The following is an 18,080-nucleotide window of genomic DNA, read 5'->3' on the forward strand; positions in this document are numbered from 1 at the left end:
CCCCTTCATGAAGCGAGCCCCCGGCCATGCCCACAACACCTGAAATGTCGATGGACATGACGACCGTCGGTGAACCCGGTCTCCTCGACACGCTGCAGCACGAGGTGGCGGTCTTCGCGCGCCGTGCCGAACAGACCCGGCTCGGTGGAGTCGGACAGGTGCGCAACTCCATGGACCGCGCCGCGTATCTGCTGCTCAACCGCCTGGACAAGGAAGGCCCGATGGGCGTCAAGGCGCTCGCCGCGAGCATGGGGATCGACTCCTCGACGGTCACCCGGCAGGTGGCACCGCTCGTCGACACCGGGCTCGTCAAGCGGACCTCGCACCCCGAGGACGGCCGCGCGGTGGTGCTGCAGCTGTCCCCGCGCGGGCAGTCGCGACTGGAGGAAGTCCGTTCGTCCAGGCGTCAGTTGATGGCCGAGTTGACACACGACTGGGCGCCGGAGGAGCGCGAGGCGTTCTGCACGCTCCTCACACGCTTCAACAGCGCCCTCTCCGCGCGGATGGCGATGCCGGGCAACGAGCCGTCGAACGCTTCCTGATCCCTCGGCGAGCCGGGCACACACGCGCGGTGCCCGACTCCCGCCCCTTCGTACCGAACTCTTGACCTCGCGACGGCCCTGGCCTCAGATGAGACCGGGGCCATCAGGGGGGAGGGCATGGTGCGCGAACGGCAGGTGTCCCAGGGCGCCCGCCGGGCCCGGGAGTTCGAGGCGTTCGTCGCGGGCGCGGCAGGGCGGCTGCTGCATGCCGCCACACTGCTCACCGCGGAGGACACGGACGACAACCCGCGCGCGCGACGCCTGCTGACGCTGTCCCTGGCCCACACGTACGCGTGCTGGGACCGGCTGCGCGGCGAGGACCCGTACGACCGCGCCCGGCAGTACCTGGCCAGTCGCTTCGCCCGCACGGCCTGGCACCAGTACGGCGGCCTCGGCCGGGCCCGCCCCCACCCCGACAGCCCGCTGGGCGCCCTCGCCCCCCAGGAGCGGCTGATCGTCGTCCTCAGGTTGTACGAGGGGGTCGCCGAGGAACAGGCCGCCGCACTCCTCGGACTGCCCACCGAACGGGTCCGGACGATCTGCGAGCGGGCTACGGCGAGGCTGCTGCATCCGCCGCGCTCTCCGGTGCCGAAGGTGGCGGGGGCCAAGGTGGCGCCGTCATGAGCTCACCGAACGGGGGCACGCGCGCGTGAACAGGCCCGAGCGAGAGGCGGCCGTACGGCGGATCATGGAGCGGACTCCGCCGCAGGTGCCGCCGGAGCTGTACGCGGACGTATTGCGCCGCGGCGGCCGGATGCTGCGCCGCCGCCGGGCCGCCCGGCGGCTGATGTGGATGCTGATGTGCGCGGCGGTGGTGGCGTTCACCGTGTGGGCCCTGATGGTCCATCCCTGGGTGGAGCCGCCGTCGGAGACGACTCCACCGTTGACGAACTGGTGAGAGCGGGCCCTAGCCCAGCGCCTGCTGCAGGTCCTCCAGGAGGTCCTGCACGTTCTCGATGCCCACGGAGAGGCGGACGAGGTCGCCGGGGACCTCCAGGGCCGAACCGGCGACGGACGCGTGCGTCATGCGCCCCGGGTGCTCGATCAGCGACTCGACGCCGCCCAGGGACTCGCCGAGGGTGAACACCTTGGCGCGGTTGCAGACCTCGACGGCCGCCTCCTCGCCGCCCTCGACCTGGAAGGAGACCATGCCGCCGAAGGCCCGCATCTGCTTGGCGGCGATCTCGTGACCGGGGTGCTCCGGGAGCCCCGGGTAGAGAACGCGCGTCACACGCGCGTGCCGGGTGAGCATGTCGGCGACCTTGGTGGCGTTCTCGCTGTGCCGGTCCATGCGCACCGACAGCGTCTTGGCGCCGCGCAGCACCAGCCAGGAGTCGAAGGGCCCGGCGACGGCGCCCATCGCGTTCTGGTGGTAAGCCAGTTCCTCGCCGAGCGCCTCGTCGGCCGCGATCAGCGCACCGCCGACCACGTCCGAGTGGCCGCCCATGTACTTGGTCAGGGAGTGCACGACGACGTCCGCGCCGAGGGCCAGCGGCTGCTGGAGGTAGGGCGTGGCGAAGGTGTTGTCGACGACGAGCCGCGCGCCCGCGTCCCGGGCGATCTGCGCGACGACCGCGATGTCGGTGATGCCGAGCAGCGGGTTGGAGGGGGTCTCCACCCAGACGACCTTGGTCTTCGGGGTGATGGCGGCCCGTACGGAGGCCGGGTCGCTGGTGTCGGCGACCGACCACTCGACGCCCCACCGGGAGACGACCTTCGCGAAGAGTCGGAACGTGCCGCCGTACGCGTCGTTCGGGATGACGACGTGGTCGCCGGGGCTGAGCAGCGTACGCAACAGGCAGTCCTCGGCCGCCAGTCCGGACGCGAACGCGAGACCCCGGCGTCCGCCCTCCAGGGCGGCGAGGTTCTCTTCCAGGGCGGTCCTGGTGGGGTTGGCGCTGCGGCTGTACTCGTAGCCGCCGCGCAGCCCGCCGACGCCGTCCTGCTTGTAGGTCGAGACCTGGTAGATCGGCGGGACGACCGCGCCGGTGAGGGGATCGGCGGTGTTGCCCGCGTGGATCGCGAGGGTCTCGAAGTGCTGACTGATGTGCCTGTCGCTCATGGGGCCGAGCGTAGTGCGCTCGCGGGGCGGACGGCGATCCGGACGCTCTAGGCGGAGCGACGCGGGTTTTCCACAGGGTGATGGACCGGGTTGGCCAATTGTCGGACGCGTCTGGTTCGCTTGAGGCATGGAGATTCTCTGGGTCCTGATGGCGCTGCTCATGATGGGCTTCGTGCTGCTCCCGTTCCTGCGGCGCAGGCGCGGGATGATGGAGCAGGTCTCGCCGGGCCACCCGGACGCCGCGGACCCGGCGACCTACGGCTTCGTGCGCGAGGAGGAGCTGGACATCCGCATGCCCGGCCCCGACCAGGACCTGCTGGACGTCCTCGACCTGGTGCAGCGCACGCAGGACTACCGCGCGGCGATGCAGTTGCTGGCCGGCACGGAGATCACGGGCGAGCTGCGCTGGCAGCGGGTGCAGGCCTTCGCGGGCGCCGCCTCGCTGGAGCTGCAGCAGCGGCCCGGCGGGGTCAGCGAGACGCCGGGCGGGCAGTGGCTGCGGGTGTGGCGGGCCGAGCACCCGAAGGACGCGGGCGGCGCGGCCGTGCACGCGGAGTTCCTGGTGCAACAGGCGTGGCGCACGTCGACGCGGGGCACGGACGAGTTCCGGATCATCATGGAGGAGGCGAAGGACGCCTGCGGGCAGGCCGCGCTGCTCTCCCCCGGTGACCCAGTCCCGTACATCGTCGAGCTGTCCGTGGCCCGTGGACTGGCGTATCCGCAGCCGGAGTTCGAGCAGCTGTGGCTGAAGATCCTGGACCGTGCGCCCGCCCATATGGGGGCGCATCTGGCGGCGCTGCACTACTGGTGCGAGAAGTGGCACGGCTCGCGCGAGCTGGCGAACTCGTTCGCAGAGGCGGCCGCCGCGCGGGCCCCGCAGGGTTCCCTCCTCGCCGCGATGCCGCTCTTCGCGGTCTTCGAGCACCTCCCCGAGGTGAATCTGGTCAGCAGCTTCTACCAGAGCGAGGTCGTGGAGAAGGCGATCCACGGCGCGCTGTTCGCCGTGCACGCGGCCCGCCCCGACGACCCGATGCTGGCGCACGTCCGCCATCTGCTGGTCTTCTTCCTGGTCCGCGCGGAACGCTGGTCCGAGGCGATGAACCAGCTCATACACATCGACGGCCATGTCGGAGCCCTCCCCTGGACGCTGTCGCCCGACCCGGCGGCGGAGTTCGCGGTGTACCGGGCGCTGGCGGTGGCGGGGTACGAGGCGAACGGCGGGAGTCCGGCGAGCCTGCCGCACTGACGGCGGCGGCCGCAGGGGCAGCGAGGTTGGGCAGAGGCCCCCGTATACGAAGACTGGACCGGAATTCTCCATGCGCCCCGCCCGTTGACACTCCGGACCCGGATCTCACCCCGGGGCCCTTGGGAGAGCGCATGTTCCTGCACAGTCGCACGCCTCAGCTGCCGACCCCCGAGCAGGCTCTGCAGGGCCGGCCGGAGCGGGTGTTCGCGGTCCCCGACCGCCACATCGTGCTCGGTACGCCGTTGCTCGGCCCCTACCCCGAGCACCTGGAGATCGCCGACTTCGGGCTGGGCTGCTTCTGGGGCGCGGAGCGGAAGTTCTGGCAGCTCCCGGTGGGGGTGTGGACGACCCTGGTCGGCTATCAGGGCGGCTACACCGAGAACCCGCACTACGAGGAGGTCTGCTCGGGCCTGACCGGCCACACGGAGGCGGTCCGCGTGGTCTACGACCCGGCGCTGATCCCGTACGAGAAGCTGCTGAAGACGTTCTGGGAGTCCCACAACCCGACGCAGGGCTTCCGCCAGGGCAACGACGTGGGCACGCAGTACCGCTCCGCGATCCACCCCCACACCCCGGCACAGTCAGCCGCGGCGGAAGCCTCCCGCACGGCCTACCAACAGGTCCTCACGCGCTCTGGCTTCAGGACGATCACCACGGAGATCCTTCCGGCGGAGGGACGGGTGTTCTACCCGGCCGAGGGATACCACCAGCAGTACCTGGCGAAGAATCCGGCGGGGTACTGCGGGATCGGCGGGACCGGGGTGTCCTGCCCGATCGGTGTGGCGTCGGCCGATGGCTGACCGATCCGAGCCCACGGCGCAGGAGGCGTTCACCACGCTGATGCGCGCACGGATCGCTCCCGGTCTGCGCGCGCTGGGCTTCAAGGGGTCGGGGCAGACGTACGAGCTGCCCCATCTCGAGAGCTGGGCTCTCATCGGGTTCCAGAAGTCCGCGCACAACACCGCGGGGCAGGTCGAGTTCACGCTCAACGTGACCGTGGCCGACAAACTCGGCTGGGCCCGGGCCCGCAGGAGTCAGCCGCACCTGCCCGCCCGCCCCAGCCCGAACGCGGTGTACGGCCCCGCTGCCTGGCACAGCCGCATAGGCCAGCTCCTCCCCGCGAAGCGCGACACTTGGTGGACCGTCTCGGCCACCACCGACCCCGGGCCCGTTGCCCGCGGTGTCATCACCGCGGTGACGGAGTACGCGCTCCCGGCCATCCGGGAGCAGCGGCGTTCATGACCGCTGAGGCGGAACCCGCCCGATCAGTGCGTGCGGCGCCCGAAAACCAGTAGCCCCTCGTGCCCGCCCACCCCCACCCTGAACCCCATGGAACAACCGCACCGCCAGATCTGTGCGGTCCACTCGGAGTCCACGGTCACCGTCTATCAGGCGTACGCCCCGGAGATCGGTCTGACCGCCGTCCGTGAGGGCCGTTTCCCCGCCGCGTGGAAGCGCGAGCGTATGACGTGGGTCATCAAGCCGCGTTCACAGACCACATCCACCTGTGCGCGCGGTGGACCGAGGTCGCCCTCGGGGTGGCCGGTCGAGGCGAGGATCATGGTCCCGTGATGAAGTGGACGAAGGAGACGCCTCCGGCCGGGCAGTCCGAGCATGAACCGGAACTCTCGGCCTACCAGAGGGAGATGCGCAACCGGCTTCTCGCAGCCTCCGTGGTGCCCGCGCCCAAGCCCTGGCGACCAGTCTTCGAGTACGAGTACGGCGTCCCTGTCGGCGGACTGCTCGGCATCGGCTTCGCGCCGGACCCCGATACCGGCCACGATCTGGTGATGGTCGTCTCGCGCGACGGGCACGGTCTCTTCGACGCCGTCACCGGCGAGAAGATCGCAAGGGACCGCGACCCCGCCCCCGAGGACAGCACCCCCGACGCAGTCGCCGATCTGTCCTGCCCCGGGCTGGGGCCGATCACCGGAAGCCGCGTACGCATCGCCGGGCTCTTCGGCGGCGGGCTGCACACCACCACCGAAGACGGCTGGGCCCTGGAAGTGGTCACCCCGGCCTGGCCGAACGATCGGATCCTGCTGTCCAGCGATGGCGGGCTCCCCCACACGGGTCCGCACGGAGAGGGGTGGTGGCACATCTTCCACTCGACCTACTCCACATTCCGTGCAGCCGGCTTCTCCCCCTCCGGCCTGACGATCGCCGTAGCGACGAGCAGCGACCTCACCCTGTGGACCCGCAGTACGGACGACCGTCACGCCGACGCCTGAGACATGACCGAGTTCGGGTGGAAGAGCAGAAGGAGGCGGAGTTGAGCGTCACAGGTGTGTGGATCGTCGGCGCCGTTCCTGACCAAGAGGTACGGAATTTGCTGAGCGCATCGGTTCAGAACTCGTCGCCGGCAGCGGTGGACCGTGACGAGCTTGGGGAGCTGGCTTGGTGGCGTCGCAAGGCGCAGGCGTCCATGTTCACTACGTCGACGAGCTCTCCCGGCGATTGGAGCGCCGACGAGGACGCACTCCGGCTGAGCACGTTCTTCGACACCTGCCACGACGACTCCGACAGCATGGAGACGATGCGCGAGGCTGTCATGGACCAGTTCCCAACCGAAATCGGAGAGAGTTTGTTCGTGGCCACGGCGCGCAAGGCAAGCCCCTTCTCCGCTCTCGCCTACGCCCTGGGTCCCGACGCGACGCTGCAACTGCCTGGCTGGTTCGGGGAGTTCCTTCTCGACGCCGACCAAGTCCGCACTCAACTGCCTGCGGCCGAGGAGACTCTCACCCTGACCGGAGCCACACGTCGTGACTCGATCGAGCGGATCCATACGTGGATGACCGGGCTGGGTGACGATCCCGCCCACGATGCGGACGAGCTTCTTGACGGCCCGCTGCGCGTTCTCCGCCACGCCGCCCGTACAGGGCAGGGGGCGGCTGGCCAAGTCCGCTGGTACTGATCCAGTCGAACACCCGTATGCGCCCGTACGCCGCGTGCCCTGTCGGACTTGGACAGACACCGCAAAGTCCCCGTGTACGGGCTTCGCTTCGTTGCGGGAAAGTCTGTGAACACGGCTTGACATGGGTCATCAAGCCATGTTGACGTCCTCTCTTTACCGTGGGCGGATCTCTCAAATCTGACCCTGTCGTCAGGTTCGGCGCGCTGACTGCCGGTTTATAGCGCTGCCGGTGATGTGCAGGGCCTGGAGTGTCGGTCTGGCCTCGAGGGTATGGCTCTATCCGGATGTGCCGTTTGCCGGGGGTGCACGTGGATGCGCAGTTGCTGCTGGGGCTGTTGGGCGCACTGACAGCTATTGGCGGGTTGTACTACGCGTGGCGTGCACTGGACCACGCTGCCGTCGAACAGTCCCGAGCCACCTTCGTCAGGGAACGGACAGATCTCCGCCAACGGTTTGGCCAGTTGTGTGAGACAGCCGCTGACATGCAGGTTCTTGCTCGCCCCTCGTTGGAGCGGATCGGTGGTAGCTCCCTGCTGTGGGAGGAAGCTATGCGCCCTCCGGCTCCGATTCCTTTGTCGGCGGTGATGCTGGAGTGGCAGGACGTGCTGCCCCCCCGTCAACCCAGCGTTGCTACAGGCGGCACGGCGCTGCTTGCCGAAGGAGTCGAAGGCGCGCCGTTACGAGCGGTATTCCTCGGCCATGGGGGCTCTGGCGCGTCCTACTCTCTTCGAAGACCGCCCGTCCTTTCGCCTTACGCGTGCCAACTGGGCTGATCCGGGAGGGCCTCGTCTGGTCTTCAGCAATGGCCAGTACTTCGACCTTGTCGATCAGAACGAGGCTGTCGCTCACGAACTGGCCGTGGCCACGAGGCGCGTACCAAGAAGGAGGCCGCCTTGGCGAGCGGTCCCCATGCGCAGACTCCTGGCCGACGATCCGTTGTTGCTTGAGGGACGTGTCGTGCTCCCCGCTGTTGGCACACTGACTTTACGTCGTACACCCGATGGCCAGGGCACCTTCTTTCTCCTCTATCGAGAAGCCGGACATGTTGCGACGGGAGAGGGCACTTACGGACCCCTCCCCGCCGGCATGGTTCAGCCAGCGTCGTTCTCGCCTCTTGCGCACCGCCAGGACCTGGACCTATGGCGCACTGTCATGCGCGAATACAACGAGGAATTACTTGGTGCACCAGAGGCCCGAGGGGACTCAGGCACAGAAGTGGATTATGACCAGCCCCCTTACAGCTTGCTCAACGCTGCCTTGGCCGACGGCTCGTTGAGAGTGTGGTGCCTGGGTATGGCCCTGGAGCCGTTGAATCTCGCCGTATGCATCCTGACCGTGGCGGTGTTCGAAGCGGATACATTCGACACGATCTTCGCCGAGGCGGTGGAGCGCAACGAAGAAGGCATAGTGATCAGCGGACCACGTTCCAACGGCACCATCACGGGTCTGCCGCTCGACGCCGCCAGCGTCAATGCTCTCCCTCCGAGTCGGATGTCGTCCCCTGCCGCCGGGCTGCTCCAACTGGCATTGCTCCACAGGGACGTTCTGCTGTCAGGGCCCGATCATCCTCAGGCATAACAAGGACTGCGAACGCGGCTTGACATGGGTCATCAAGCCGCGTTCACAGACTGCGGCCTACCCGGCGGGCAACCGGCTGGACGCCTGAAGGGCAGCGGGACGGCTCGCGAGCCGGGTCCGACAGGGTTCGCCTGCGTGGTGAGGGACGGGCTCCAAGCTGTCAATCGAAGGCCACGACCAGGCGAACACCTTCATCTCCGAAGCGGCCTGCCAGGGCCCTCATCACAGCGAAGACGTGCGGCCAGTGAGTCTCAGGCCCCAGGACCGCGCCGACCGTCAACGGCTCGTACGTGCAGGTCAGTTCGTCGGTGGTCCACTCCACGCGTTCCGTCGCATCGCGCAGGTCGAATGGTGGTTCACCCACCACTGACAGGGCCTCAAGCAGTCGCGAGTCGGAAACCGGATGCTGATGCAGGATCGATGGCAGCGCCTTCGTGCGCCACGTCAGCCGGCCGTTGAATTCACGCGGGGTTGCCGTGAGATCGACCGAAGCCAGCTCCGCCCAGCTGACCCAACTCGCGCTGTGCAGGCCGTCCGATGCGACCCAAGGACCCAACTTCGAGCGCATCCCGCTCGACAGATCGACGGGAAGGTCACGGTCCGGTGCAAGCGGCTGGAAGCCCGCGTAGTTGCGCACTCCGAAGAGACAGCCGAAGGCCGCGTAGTCGGTTTCGTCGTACAGCGGCCAGAGATCCATGGCAGCCACCCATGGCTCGCCGTCGTAGTAGTCGGTACCGGCGCCGGGATGGCGAAACTCGATGCCGCCATGGATATCTGTGCTCACGGCGCCGCACCCTAACAGCGCTCGCCCGGACGGACGCGAACAATAGGCCGGTCAACAGCGGAGGCGAGCCGTGTCCCTCGTGGCTGCCCACGATGCATGGGCGGAACCCGTGGATGGTGCTAGTCCACTTCGATACCGAAGTCCTGAACGAGTTCCTCCAGGCCGCCCGTGTAGCCCCTGCCGCCGAGCACGAAGTTCCAGTCCCCATTCGACCTTCGGCGGAACGAGCCGAGTACCAAGGCGGTTTCGTGTGGCCGGCCGTCGGAGACTTCGAGTCGTCCCAGTTCGTTCAGCTCAGGGTCCCGCAGGCGGATACAGGCGTCCGTGAAGCCGGAGAGGTCCGCCTCAGGGTTTACCTCTGGGTCGATGGCTGCGACGAGGACGAACCGGTCCGCGTCGTCCGGCAGACCGTCGAAGGAGACACAGATTGCGGCCTTGTCAGGTGCCGTGGGAGGGAGGGCGCGGACCGAGCCATCCGCTGTCTGAGGGTTGTTGAAGAAGACGAAATGTTCGTCGCTGAGGACGCGGTTGCCGTGGCACACGAGAGCGCACACATCCAAGGCCACACTTCCGGTCCACGACATGCCCAGGACGTTGTAGTCGTCGGGCAGCGGAGTGCCCGAACCGGACGGCGTCGGTTGCGCTGGAGCCTGACGGGCGGTTTCGCCCAGGCGCCCCCGCAAGCCATGGCGGTGTAGCAGGTCGACGAGTTGAGTGCCCGAGATGAGTTCGAGCGGCTTTCCGTTGGCGAAGGTGTGCGAGCCGGGGCCGAACCCTGACGTCGTCACGAGGACGCCCTTGTTGGCGCCGGCATCCTGGACGGTCCCGTACAGGTCACGCACGGCGGTGGGCGGCACCGTGTTGCGGTAGCGCTTCACCTGCACGACGATCTTTCCACCGCGGATCGGTGTCGGATCCAGCGCGTCGACGTCCACGCCGCCATCGTTGGAGCGCTGGGTGGTGACCGCCTGCATCCCCATGGCCCGGAAGAGATCGGCAACGAGGTCCTCGAACACGATCGGATCCATGCTGTACAGGTCGGGTTCCTCATCGCTGCCATGCGCGACAACACAGTTCCCGACATCCAGCGGCAGGCGACTTGGACGTACCGGCGTCAGTTGGTCGGGGCGGGGCGAGAGTTGGCCGCGCAGCGCGTCGGCCAGGCAGCTGCCTGCGTCCACCTGTGCCAAGTGCAGGTCGCGGAACGCTGAGCGCGACGCCATGACGGTAGCCAGGTAAATGTGTCCTGGTCGACCCGTCGTTGGGTCGTGCCCGTCTACGAACCCGTTCAACGTCACCGACTCAAGCGCGTCCAGCTCATCCGCGGCGAAGAGCTGGTGCAGGACGAGCAGCGTGCACTGCGCGAGAACCTCCCGGTACAGAGCCCGGCGCTGACCCACTGGGCGAGGGGTCTCCTTGTCCTGGTCCGTCCCGGCCACGTACCGAACGGACTTGACCTCGGGAATGATGCCGTAGGCGGGCAACTCCCAGTCCAGCACCAGTTGTCGAGCTGCCGGGTCGTAGGCGGCTACCACCTGGCGCGGGAAATCCTCCGGCCACGATGTGGAGGTGTAGAGAGCACCCGAGAAGTACTCGACCACAGATTCAGGATCGCGGCGCCCCACCCCATCGGTTACCTCGATGATGCCGGCGTTGTATCGACGTACTTCGGCCAGCTGAGCATCGGCCCACTGCTGGTACTCCCGCTGGTAGGACGCCAGTTGCTGTTGCCGCTGGGCCTCCGCCGTCTGGGCGGCCTGCCAGTCCCGCTCGAAGCGCGCCCGTGCTTCGGCCTGCGCCTGAGCCCGACGACTGGCGGTCCAACCGCTCTGCGCTTGGTACTGGCTGAAGTTTGGCATGGGCACGGGATGTGCCAACGGTCCTGGGGCGAAGGGCTGTACGTCCTCGGGGCGGAGAAGTGAGGAAGCCCTGAAAGCCGGAGCCTGACAACCCGAGGCGAGAAGACCTTGCAGCGACGCAACCTGTGCGTCCAGTTCCTCCGTGCGGCGCAGCGCCTCAGCCTGCCTGTACTCACGATGGCTCTGTGCGGCCCGCCGCTGATAAGCACGTGCTTGCTGCGCCTCTTGTCTCTGTCGTCTGGCTTCCGCCTGTATCTGGCGCTGCTGCTGCCGTTGCATTTCAGCCCAGACGCCGACAACGCCGGTAGAACGACGACTCATGAGGTGCTGGCCCTCCCCGAGGCAATCTGGTTGTCCCCACAACCAGTTGTAACCACACGACTGTACTCAGCAATTGCCGTCTCGCATATCCACGCGTCAAGGGCAACCTTCTCGCCACATCCCCCCAGGTCAACCTAACTGGATGGTGACCGAGGACGCGCCAGGCCGCAGTACCCAAATGGTCGCAATCCGCAGCACCGCTCCCGCCACGTACAGAGCACGCCCAAAGGTCTGCGAGCACGCCTTGACATGGATCAAGCCGTTGTTTCTGTGGATGATGTACCGCTGCGGCTGGGCCACCAAGCCAGGGCAGGAGACCGTCCTGGCCGTCGAGATCAGCCGGGACGGGTTCGAGTGGGCGTTGCGGCACGCCTGTCTGTCGAGTTACGAACCCGGGGTGCACCCCGACCGCGCCGCCTGGCAGCGTCAGCTGAAGAGCGCACCCGCCCGTGTCCAGTGGGATCCCGAACGGGACCTCCGGCTGCGGCCGCTGCCTTACCGCTCCTTGCAGCTCGGGCTCTCCGGAGAGGCCGTACGGCGTTACGCCGACGAATGGACGGTCGCCATCCGGGACGTGACGCCGCTCGCGCACGAGATACACGCACTGGTCGGCAGGGGGCAGCTCGAGTCGGCGGCGCGGTTGCTGCCCCGGGAAGAGATCTACCCCCTGGAAGGGGTTTAGCCCTCCGCGCGGGCCGGCAGCCGCCACCCCGGGCGGGGGAAGTGGCAGGTGTAGCCGTCCGGGTAACGCTGCAGGTAGTCCTGGTGCTCGGGCTCGGCCTCCCAGAAGGGGCCGACCGGCTCCACCTCGGTGACGACCTTGCCGGGCCACAGGCCGGAGGCGTCCACGTCGGCGATCGTGTCCTCGGCGATGCGCTTCTGCTCGTCGTCGACGTAGTAGATCGCCGAGCGGTAGCTGAGGCCGATGTCGTTGCCCTGGCGGTTCTTGGTGCTCGGGTCGTGGATCTGGAAGAAGAACTCCAGGAGCGCGCGGTAGTCGGTCTTCTCGGGGTCGTAGAGGATCTCTATGGCCTCCGCGTGCGTGCCGTGGTTGCGGTAGGTCGCGTTCTCCACGTCACCGCCGGTGTATCCGACGCGGGTCGCGGTCACGCCCGGGAGCCGGCGGATCAGCTCCTCCATCCCCCAGAAACATCCGCCCGCCAGTACGGCCCTCTGCGTCTGCGCAGCCATCGCGATCCCTCCACTTTCTGTCGGCTCGGTCACCCACAGTCCACAACGCTCGGGGACGCCCGGCGATTCCGTACCCGGAATCCGGTTGCGTCCGGTGGATTCGAGGGGTGTGGGGCGGGTTCGAGGGGTGTGGGGCGGGTTCGCCGACGCGGAGGACCGCACCACCCGGCCCGAGCACGCGTCGGGGTGGGCCGCGTCCCGGCGGTCGGGGCTACCGCAGGGAGTACCGCTCGATCTGCTCGGAGACCGAGAAGTCCTCGGCGCAGTCCGGACAGGTCGTGCGGCCGAAGAGGCGGGTCAGATGGTCGGCGGCCACGGGTTGGCCCGCCGCGACGGCCATGCCGTGGAGGCGGGAGGCGAGCGGGGGCAACTCGGCCAGCCGGGCGGCCACTTCACGTACGTCCACGGGCTGGAGGCGGAGGCCGCCGGGGACCGGGAGGACCGGGAGCTTCGTCATCTTCTCGACCATCGTCAGCGCGAGGTCGTGGAACTGGGCCGCGCGCAGGGTCGTCCACGGGATGCCCGAGTCGGCGACCGCGCGCTCGGCGTCGAGCTTGGTGCGCAGCCAGGCGAGCGGGACGCGGTCGGCGCCGATGACCGAGATGTAGACGAGGTGGCGGACGCCGGCGTGTGACGCGACGCGCACCAGGTTGCGGGTCGCCACGTCGTCGCCCTTCTGACCGCCCGCCAGGTGCAGCACGGTCTCCGTGCCGGCGACCGCCGCCGCCACGCCCTCGTCCTTCAGCAGGTCGCCGGTGACGTACTCGACGCCGTCCGCGGCGGGGCGCCCGTGCCGGCTCAGGACGCGTATGTCGTGGCCGGCCGCGCGCAGCAGCGGTACGACGTGGCTGCCCAGGGTGCCCGTGCCGCCGGTGACCAGGATCGGTGTGCCCATCATGTCTCTCCTCCGTCCGGACCACCCCCGCGCGGCGGCCTCACCGGTATGACTCCGGGCGGCGGAAGAGTGTGACGGGGCTACGGCGACGGGATGCAGCCGGCGAGTCGTCTCTCACCCACCGAGCCCCCTGGCCGACCCGCTCCGACGGCAAGCTAAGGTAAGCCTTACCTGGCCAGTTTTCAGTGGAGAGTCGGAGTGACAGTGACAGTGCGCGCGTTCAAGAGGAAGGCTGTCACGGCGGTGGCCGCCGTGACCGTCGTCGGGGGGTTGCTGGCCGGGTGCTCGTCCTCCTCCGCCGACAACGATGCCGAGAAGACGACCGAGGGTTCGCAGAACAAGGTGATCGGCGCCTCGGAGGGCCCGTCCGCCGCGCCGAGCACCCTCGCGACCGGGATGGGCGCGGACACCGACACCGATGGCACCTTCCCCCGGACCGTCACGCACTTCGAGGGAAAGACGACGATCAAGGCGAAGCCCACGAAGATCGCCGTGCTGAGCACCGGACAGCTCGACGACCTGCTCTCCCTCGGCACCGTCCCGACGGCCTCCACCCGCGCGGACAACGCCGGGCTCGTCCCCGACTACCTCGCCACCGCCTTCCCGGCCGACAAGTCGAAGCTGGCCGCGATGACGGACGCGGGCACCCGCCAGGCGCCCAACCTGGAGACGCTGGCCGCCGCGAAGCCCGACCTGATCCTCGCCAACGACTCGCTCGGCGACCTCTACCCCAAGCTGTCGAAGATCGCGCCGACCGTCATCACGGCCGGCAACGGCATCAACTGGAAGCGCGACCTGCTGCTGGTCGGCGACGCGATCGGCAAGGGGCAGCAGGCGCGGGAGCTGCTCGACGGGATCGTGGAGGACGCGCACGAGAAGGGGGAGGCGCTGTCGAAGACCTCCGTGTCGATGCTGCGGTTCACGCCCGGCCGGACCCGGATGTTCGGTGTCTCGTCCTTCACCGGTTCGATCGCCGTCGACATGGGGCTCGACCGGCCCAAGTCGCAGCAGTTCAAGGCGATTTCGCAGGACATCGGCGCGGAGAGCATCGACTCGGCCGACGGTGACTGGATCTTCTACTCGGTGCAGGGCGACGCGGGCAGGACGGACGCGGCGAGCGTGCTTGCCGGGCCGCTGTGGAAGTCGATGAAGGCGGTCAGGGCCGGGCACGCGGTGAAGGTCGACGACGACCCCTGGTACCTCAACGCGGGCCCGACCGCCGCCCGCCTCGTCGTCCTCCAACTCGCCGAGGACATCAGCAAGTAGTGAGTTCCACAAGGTCATGAGCCTCAAGCGCCTCGCCTGGCCGGCGGCCACCCTCGCGGTGGCCGCCGCCGTGCTGCTCAGCCTCGCCGTCGGCACCCGCCAGATCCCCCCGTCCGCGGTGCTCAACGCCCTTCTGTACGGCGGGAGTTCACCGGACGCACTCGTCGTACGGTCGCTGCGGCTGCCCCGCACCGAGATCGGGCTGACCGCGGGCGCGGCGCTCGGCGTGGCGGGCGCGGCACTCCAGGCCGTCACCCGCAACCCGCTCGCCGACCCGGGCATCCTCGGCCTCAGCCAGGGCGCGGCGGCCGGCGTCGTCCTCGCCGTCGCGACCGGCCTCGCGACCGGTTTCGAGGGCTATGTCTGGTACGCCTTCGCCGGTGCCGTCCTCGCCGCCTGCCTGGTCTACGGCATCGCCGCGCGCGGACGCGGCGGGGCGTCCCCGGTGAAACTCGCCCTCGCCGGTACGGCGTTGTCCGCGATGACCGCCGGTGGTACGACCGTCGTCCTGACCTCCAGTTCGGCCACCCTGGACCAGTTCCGGTTCTGGCAGGTCGGTTCGCTGAGCGGGCGGGACGCCGACACCGTCGTACGGATGCTGCCGTTCCTGGCGGCGGGCGCGGTGCTGGTGCTCGCCTGTGCGCGCGGGCTGGACGCGCTGGCGCTCGGGGACGAGACGGCGCGGGCGCTGGGGCATCGGGTGGGGGTGGTCCGGGTGTGTGCGGCGCTCGGGGCGACCCTGCTGGTGGCGTCGGCGGTGGCCGCGGCCGGCCCGATCGCGTTCGTCGGACTCGCCGTCCCGCATCTGGCCCGCAGGCTCACCTCGGGCGGTCACCGCGGTCTGCTTCCGCTGTCCGCGCTGCTCGGCGCGGCGCTGCTGGTCGCGGCGGACGCGGCGGGCCGGGTGGTGCGGGCGCCGGCGGAGGTGCCGGCCGGGGTGATGACGGCGTTGGTGGGGGTGCCGGTGCTGGTGGTGCTGGTACGGCGCCGGGGAACCGCCCTATGAGCACCACCGGCGTCACCGTCCTGCGCCCCCGCCCCACCATCTCCCTGCTCCTGCACCGCCGTTCGGCCGTCGTGGCCGTGACTCTCGTACTGCTGCTGGCCGTTGCGATGGGCGCGGCGGCCTGTCTCGGGCAGACCTACATCCCGCCCGCCGAGGTGTGGCGCACGCTGCGTACCGGTTCGGGGCAGTACGACCTTGTCGTCAACGAGTTGCGGGTGCCGCGGATCGTGCTCGGGGCGCTGGTCGGGGCGGCGCTGGGGCTCGCGGGGGCGCTGGTGCAGACCGTCACCCGGAATCCGCTGGCCAGCCCGGACGTGATCGGGGTCGGACACGGCGCCGCCGCCGCGACCGTGCTCGCGCTGTCCACCGGGCTGGTCGCCTCGCCGGGTGCGATGCCCGTCGTCTCCGTGGCGGGCGGACTCGCCGCCGCCGCGCTCGTGTACGTACTGGCGTGGCGGCACGGGATGCAGCCAAGTCGGTTCGTGCTGACGGGAGTTGGCATCGGGGTCGCGCTGTCGGCCGTCGTGCAGCTGTATCTCGCCGACAGCGAGCTGGAGGCCGCCGAGCAGGTCAAGCTGTGGCTGACCGGCTCGCTCAACGGGCGCGGCTGGGAGCAGGCGGGGCCGCTGGCCGTCGTACTGCTGCTGTGTCTGCCCGCGCTGGTGTGGGCGAGCCGGGCCGTACGGCCACTCGGGCTCGACGCCGATACCGCTGCCTCGCTCGGGGTGCGGGTGGACCGGACGCGGCTCGCGCTGACCGTGCTCGGGGTGGTGCTGGCGGCGACGGCGACCGGGGCGGCCGGGCCGATCGGGTTTGTCGCACTGACCGCGCCGCAGTTGGCCCGGCGGCTCACCAGTACGCCTCAACTGCCGTTGCTGTGCTCGGCGTTGACCGGTGCGGTGATTGTGGTGACGGCGGATCTCGCCGCCCGCACGGCGTTGCCCCCGCTGGAGGTTCCGGTGGGGGCGCTCACCTCGTTGGTCGGGGGGCCGTATCTGCTGTGGCTGTTGGGGCGGAACAGGGTGGGAGGCTGAGGTTCGTCGGCGGGTGCGGGTGCGTCGTGGTTGCTCGCGCAGTTCCCCGCGCCCCTAAAAACACCGGTCGCCCCGCGTCTTTCAGTGGCACGGAGAACTGCGCGACCAGCCCCCACCGGCCCGCACTCCACAACGCACCGCACACCACCCCCCCCTAAAAGCGCCTGTGCTGGTCCAACCCTTCAGGGGCGCGGGGAACTGCGCGACCAGCCCCCACCGGCCCGCACTCCACAACGCACCGCACCCCGCGCCCCAACTAAAAGCGACGCAGTCAGATCGTGGCCGTGTCGATCACGAAGCGGTAGCGGACGTCACTCGACAGCACCCGCTCGTACGCCTCGTTGATCTGGTCCGCGGAGATCAGCTCGATCTCGGCGCCGAAGCCGTGCTCGGCGCAGAAGTCCAGCATCTCCTGGGTCTCCTGGATACCGCCGATGCCGGAACCGGCGAGGGTCTTGCGGCCGCCGATCACGGAGAACAGGTTGAGGGAGACGGGCTCCTCGGGGGCGCCGACGTTGACCAGCGCGCCGTCCGTCTTCAGCAGCGAGAGGTACGCGCCGAGGTTGAGCGGCGCCGACACGGTGGAGATGATCAGGTCGAGGGTGCCGCGGAGCTCCTCGAAGGTCTTCGGGTCGCTGGTCGCGTAGTAGTGGTCGGCGCCGAGCTTGAGGCCGTCCTCCTTCTTGCTCAGGGTCTGCGAGAGGACGGTGACCTCCGCGCCGAGCGCGTGCGCGATCTTGACGCCCATGTGGCCGAGGCCGCCCATGCCGACGATCGCGACCTTCTTGCCGGGGCCGGCGTTCCAGTGCTTCAGCGGTGAGTAGGTGGTGATGCCGGCGCAGAGCAGCGGGGCGGCCACGTCGAGGGAGATGCCCTCGGGGATGCCGACGACGAAGTTCTCGTCGACGACGATCTTCTCGGCGTAACCGCCGTAGGTGGGCTCGCCGTCCTTGCCGACGGCGTTGTACGTGCCGACGTTGCCGCCGGTGCAGTACTGCTCCAGGCCGGCCTTGCAGTTGTCGCACTCGCGGCAGGAGTCGACCAGGCAGCCGACGCCCACCCGGTCACCGACCCGGAACTTGGTGACACCGGGGCCGACCTCGGAGACGATGCCGGCGATCTCGTGGCCGGGCACCATCGGGAAGATGGCCTCGCCCCAGCCCTCCCGGGCCTGGTGGATGTCCGAGTGGCAGATACCGGCGAACTTGATGTCGATCAGGACGTCGAACTCGCGGACCGCCCGGCGCTCGATCGTGGTGCGCTCCAGGGGAGCCTTGGCGGCGGGGGCTGCGTATGCGGCGACTGTGGTGGTCATGCCGGAACACTCCTAGGGGGATGTGCGCCCGGCTGCCTTCCGTCCGGGCACGTTGGACAGCCTGCCC

General features: G+C 69.2%; 19 protein-coding genes and 1 pseudogene. 14 read left to right on the forward strand and 6 right to left on the reverse strand.

Translation table 11 applies throughout. The annotated features are described in order from the left end of the window. Nucleotides 1-44 precede the first annotated feature (44 nt). From ACFXC1_RS17110 to ACFXC1_RS17120, 3 genes are all read left to right on the forward strand, one after another. Nucleotides 45-542, forward strand: coding sequence for a MarR family winged helix-turn-helix transcriptional regulator (locus tag ACFXC1_RS17110; protein WP_381243557.1), 498 nt, complete (start codon nucleotides 45-47; stop codon nucleotides 540-542). A 120-nt stretch (nucleotides 543-662) separates the two neighbouring features. Next, a complete protein-coding gene (locus tag ACFXC1_RS17115; RefSeq protein WP_381243559.1) occupies nucleotides 663-1,166 on the forward strand; it encodes a sigma factor-like helix-turn-helix DNA-binding protein in 504 nt (167 codons plus the stop codon). 25 nt (nucleotides 1,167-1,191) lie between these two features. Further along, nucleotides 1,192-1,440 (forward strand): hypothetical protein, encoded by a 249-nt coding sequence (locus ACFXC1_RS17120; protein ID WP_381243452.1) that lies wholly within the window; start codon nucleotides 1,192-1,194, stop codon nucleotides 1,438-1,440. A gap of 9 nt (nucleotides 1,441-1,449) precedes the next feature. Here ACFXC1_RS17120 and ACFXC1_RS17125 read toward each other — a convergent pair whose 3' ends face one another. Further along, complete coding sequence (locus tag ACFXC1_RS17125) at nucleotides 1,450-2,604, reverse strand: cystathionine gamma-synthase (protein WP_381243454.1); 1,155 nt, start codon at nucleotides 2,602-2,604, stop codon at nucleotides 1,450-1,452. A 127-nt stretch (nucleotides 2,605-2,731) separates the two neighbouring features. Here ACFXC1_RS17125 and ACFXC1_RS17130 point away from each other — a divergent pair, with 127 nt between their 5' ends. The 7 genes and pseudogenes from ACFXC1_RS17130 to ACFXC1_RS17160 all read left to right on the forward strand — a co-directional run bounded on the left by ACFXC1_RS17130 (nucleotide 2,732) and on the right by ACFXC1_RS17160 (nucleotide 8,342). Further along, nucleotides 2,732-3,850, forward strand: coding sequence for a hypothetical protein (locus tag ACFXC1_RS17130; RefSeq protein WP_381243456.1), 1,119 nt, complete (start codon nucleotides 2,732-2,734; stop codon nucleotides 3,848-3,850). A 131-nt stretch (nucleotides 3,851-3,981) separates the two neighbouring features. Next, on the forward strand, nucleotides 3,982-4,650 hold the full coding sequence (msrA, locus tag ACFXC1_RS17135) for a peptide-methionine (S)-S-oxide reductase MsrA (RefSeq protein ID WP_381243458.1): 669 nt from the start codon (nucleotides 3,982-3,984) through the stop codon (nucleotides 4,648-4,650). Further along, nucleotides 4,643-5,092 (forward strand): DUF4304 domain-containing protein, encoded by a 450-nt coding sequence (locus ACFXC1_RS17140; RefSeq protein WP_381243460.1) that lies wholly within the window; start codon nucleotides 4,643-4,645, stop codon nucleotides 5,090-5,092. The genes msrA (ACFXC1_RS17135) and ACFXC1_RS17140 overlap by 8 nt, the downstream gene beginning before the upstream one ends. Before the next feature lie 87 nt (nucleotides 5,093-5,179). Continuing rightward, nucleotides 5,180-5,335, forward strand: a pseudogene (locus tag ACFXC1_RS17145) (DUF4291 family protein); the annotation flags it as partial. 86 nt (nucleotides 5,336-5,421) lie between these two features. Beyond that, nucleotides 5,422-6,081, forward strand: a complete 660-nt coding sequence (locus tag ACFXC1_RS17150; protein ID WP_381243462.1) for a hypothetical protein — start codon at nucleotides 5,422-5,424, stop codon at nucleotides 6,079-6,081. 17 nt (nucleotides 6,082-6,098) lie between these two features. Then, nucleotides 6,099-6,764, forward strand: coding sequence for a hypothetical protein (locus tag ACFXC1_RS17155; protein ID WP_381243464.1), 666 nt, complete (start codon nucleotides 6,099-6,101; stop codon nucleotides 6,762-6,764). Nucleotides 6,765-7,673: 909 nt separating this feature from the next. After that, nucleotides 7,674-8,342: a hypothetical protein gene (locus ACFXC1_RS17160; RefSeq protein WP_381243465.1), complete on the forward strand. Its 669-nt coding sequence runs from the start codon at nucleotides 7,674-7,676 to the stop codon at nucleotides 8,340-8,342. A 160-nt stretch (nucleotides 8,343-8,502) separates the two neighbouring features. Here the strand turns inward: ACFXC1_RS17160 and ACFXC1_RS17165 are convergent, their stop codons facing one another. Both ACFXC1_RS17165 and ACFXC1_RS17170 read right to left on the reverse strand, forming a co-directional pair. Further along, on the reverse strand, nucleotides 8,503-9,126 hold the full coding sequence (locus tag ACFXC1_RS17165; protein WP_381243466.1) for a hypothetical protein: 624 nt from the start codon (nucleotides 9,124-9,126) through the stop codon (nucleotides 8,503-8,505). A 119-nt stretch (nucleotides 9,127-9,245) separates the two neighbouring features. Beyond that, nucleotides 9,246-11,306 carry a restriction endonuclease gene (locus ACFXC1_RS17170; RefSeq protein ID WP_381243468.1) on the reverse strand — a complete coding sequence of 687 codons (2,061 nt, stop codon included), beginning with the start codon at nucleotides 11,304-11,306 and terminating at the stop codon, nucleotides 9,246-9,248. 178 nt (nucleotides 11,307-11,484) lie between these two features. Between ACFXC1_RS17170 and ACFXC1_RS17175 the strand changes: the two genes are divergently transcribed. After that, nucleotides 11,485-11,988: a DUF4291 domain-containing protein gene (locus tag ACFXC1_RS17175; protein WP_381243469.1), complete on the forward strand. Its 504-nt coding sequence runs from the start codon at nucleotides 11,485-11,487 to the stop codon at nucleotides 11,986-11,988. On the opposite strand, the gene msrA (ACFXC1_RS17180) is transcribed toward ACFXC1_RS17175, so the two are convergent. Together msrA (ACFXC1_RS17180) and ACFXC1_RS17185 are read right to left on the reverse strand one after the other, a co-directional pair. Further along, the gene (gene msrA / locus ACFXC1_RS17180; RefSeq protein WP_026179176.1) at nucleotides 11,985-12,497 is read right to left on the reverse strand and encodes a peptide-methionine (S)-S-oxide reductase MsrA; all 513 of its coding nucleotides are present in this window, start codon (nucleotides 12,495-12,497) and stop codon (nucleotides 11,985-11,987) included. The genes ACFXC1_RS17175 and msrA (ACFXC1_RS17180) overlap by 4 nt on opposite strands. A 211-nt stretch (nucleotides 12,498-12,708) precedes the next feature. Then, nucleotides 12,709-13,392: an SDR family oxidoreductase gene (locus ACFXC1_RS17185; RefSeq protein ID WP_381243561.1), complete on the reverse strand. Its 684-nt coding sequence runs from the start codon at nucleotides 13,390-13,392 to the stop codon at nucleotides 12,709-12,711. Nucleotides 13,393-13,590: 198 nt separating this feature from the next. Between ACFXC1_RS17185 and ACFXC1_RS17190 the strand changes: the two genes are divergently transcribed. From ACFXC1_RS17190 to ACFXC1_RS17200, 3 genes are read left to right on the forward strand one after another with little or no spacing between them, the layout of a single operon-like run. Further along, nucleotides 13,591-14,658 carry an ABC transporter substrate-binding protein gene (locus ACFXC1_RS17190; protein WP_381243471.1) on the forward strand — a complete coding sequence of 356 codons (1,068 nt, stop codon included), beginning with the start codon at nucleotides 13,591-13,593 and terminating at the stop codon, nucleotides 14,656-14,658. A 16-nt stretch (nucleotides 14,659-14,674) separates the two neighbouring features. Continuing rightward, entirely contained in the window at nucleotides 14,675-15,664 is a 990-nt protein-coding gene (locus ACFXC1_RS17195; RefSeq protein ID WP_381243472.1) for a FecCD family ABC transporter permease, read from the forward strand. Then, the gene (locus ACFXC1_RS17200) at nucleotides 15,661-16,698 is read left to right on the forward strand and encodes a FecCD family ABC transporter permease (protein ID WP_381243474.1); all 1,038 of its coding nucleotides are present in this window, start codon (nucleotides 15,661-15,663) and stop codon (nucleotides 16,696-16,698) included. Before ACFXC1_RS17195 ends, ACFXC1_RS17200 begins: the two co-directional genes overlap by 4 nt. A 271-nt stretch (nucleotides 16,699-16,969) precedes the next feature. Here ACFXC1_RS17200 and ACFXC1_RS17205 read toward each other — a convergent pair whose 3' ends face one another. Then, a complete protein-coding gene (locus tag ACFXC1_RS17205; RefSeq protein ID WP_381243476.1) occupies nucleotides 16,970-18,013 on the reverse strand; it encodes an NAD(P)-dependent alcohol dehydrogenase in 1,044 nt (347 codons plus the stop codon). Between the last annotated feature and the right edge of the window lie 67 nt (nucleotides 18,014-18,080).

The organism is Streptomyces hokutonensis (assembly GCF_042751305.1).
Taxonomy (GTDB): Bacteria; Actinomycetota; Actinomycetes; order Streptomycetales; family Streptomycetaceae; genus Streptomyces; species Streptomyces hokutonensis_A.

Excerpts from the sequence above, each read along its gene's own strand:
- ACFXC1_RS17205 (WP_381243476.1), bottom strand. The coding sequence starts at position 18,013 with ATGACCACCACAGTCGCCGCATACGCAGCCCCCGCCGCCAAGGCTCCC.
- ACFXC1_RS17185 (WP_381243561.1), bottom strand. The coding sequence starts at position 13,392 with ATGGGCACACCGATCCTGGTCACCGGCGGCACGGGCACCCTGGGCAGC.
- msrA (WP_381243458.1), top strand. The coding sequence starts at position 3,982 with ATGTTCCTGCACAGTCGCACGCCTCAGCTGCCGACCCCCGAGCAGGCT.
- ACFXC1_RS17160 (WP_381243465.1), top strand. The coding sequence starts at position 7,674 with ATGCGCAGACTCCTGGCCGACGATCCGTTGTTGCTTGAGGGACGTGTC.
- ACFXC1_RS17170 (WP_381243468.1), bottom strand. The coding sequence starts at position 11,306 with ATGAGTCGTCGTTCTACCGGCGTTGTCGGCGTCTGGGCTGAAATGCAA.
- ACFXC1_RS17150 (WP_381243462.1), top strand. The coding sequence starts at position 5,422 with ATGAAGTGGACGAAGGAGACGCCTCCGGCCGGGCAGTCCGAGCATGAA.
- msrA (WP_026179176.1), bottom strand. The coding sequence starts at position 12,497 with ATGGCTGCGCAGACGCAGAGGGCCGTACTGGCGGGCGGATGTTTCTGG.
- ACFXC1_RS17130 (WP_381243456.1), top strand. The coding sequence starts at position 2,732 with ATGGAGATTCTCTGGGTCCTGATGGCGCTGCTCATGATGGGCTTCGTG.
- ACFXC1_RS17200 (WP_381243474.1), top strand. The coding sequence starts at position 15,661 with ATGAGCACCACCGGCGTCACCGTCCTGCGCCCCCGCCCCACCATCTCC.
- ACFXC1_RS17195 (WP_381243472.1), top strand. The coding sequence starts at position 14,675 with ATGAGCCTCAAGCGCCTCGCCTGGCCGGCGGCCACCCTCGCGGTGGCC.
- ACFXC1_RS17125 (WP_381243454.1), bottom strand. The coding sequence starts at position 2,604 with ATGAGCGACAGGCACATCAGTCAGCACTTCGAGACCCTCGCGATCCAC.
- ACFXC1_RS17140 (WP_381243460.1), top strand. The coding sequence starts at position 4,643 with ATGGCTGACCGATCCGAGCCCACGGCGCAGGAGGCGTTCACCACGCTG.
- ACFXC1_RS17110 (WP_381243557.1), top strand. The coding sequence starts at position 45 with ATGTCGATGGACATGACGACCGTCGGTGAACCCGGTCTCCTCGACACG.
- ACFXC1_RS17175 (WP_381243469.1), top strand. The coding sequence starts at position 11,485 with ATGGTCGCAATCCGCAGCACCGCTCCCGCCACGTACAGAGCACGCCCA.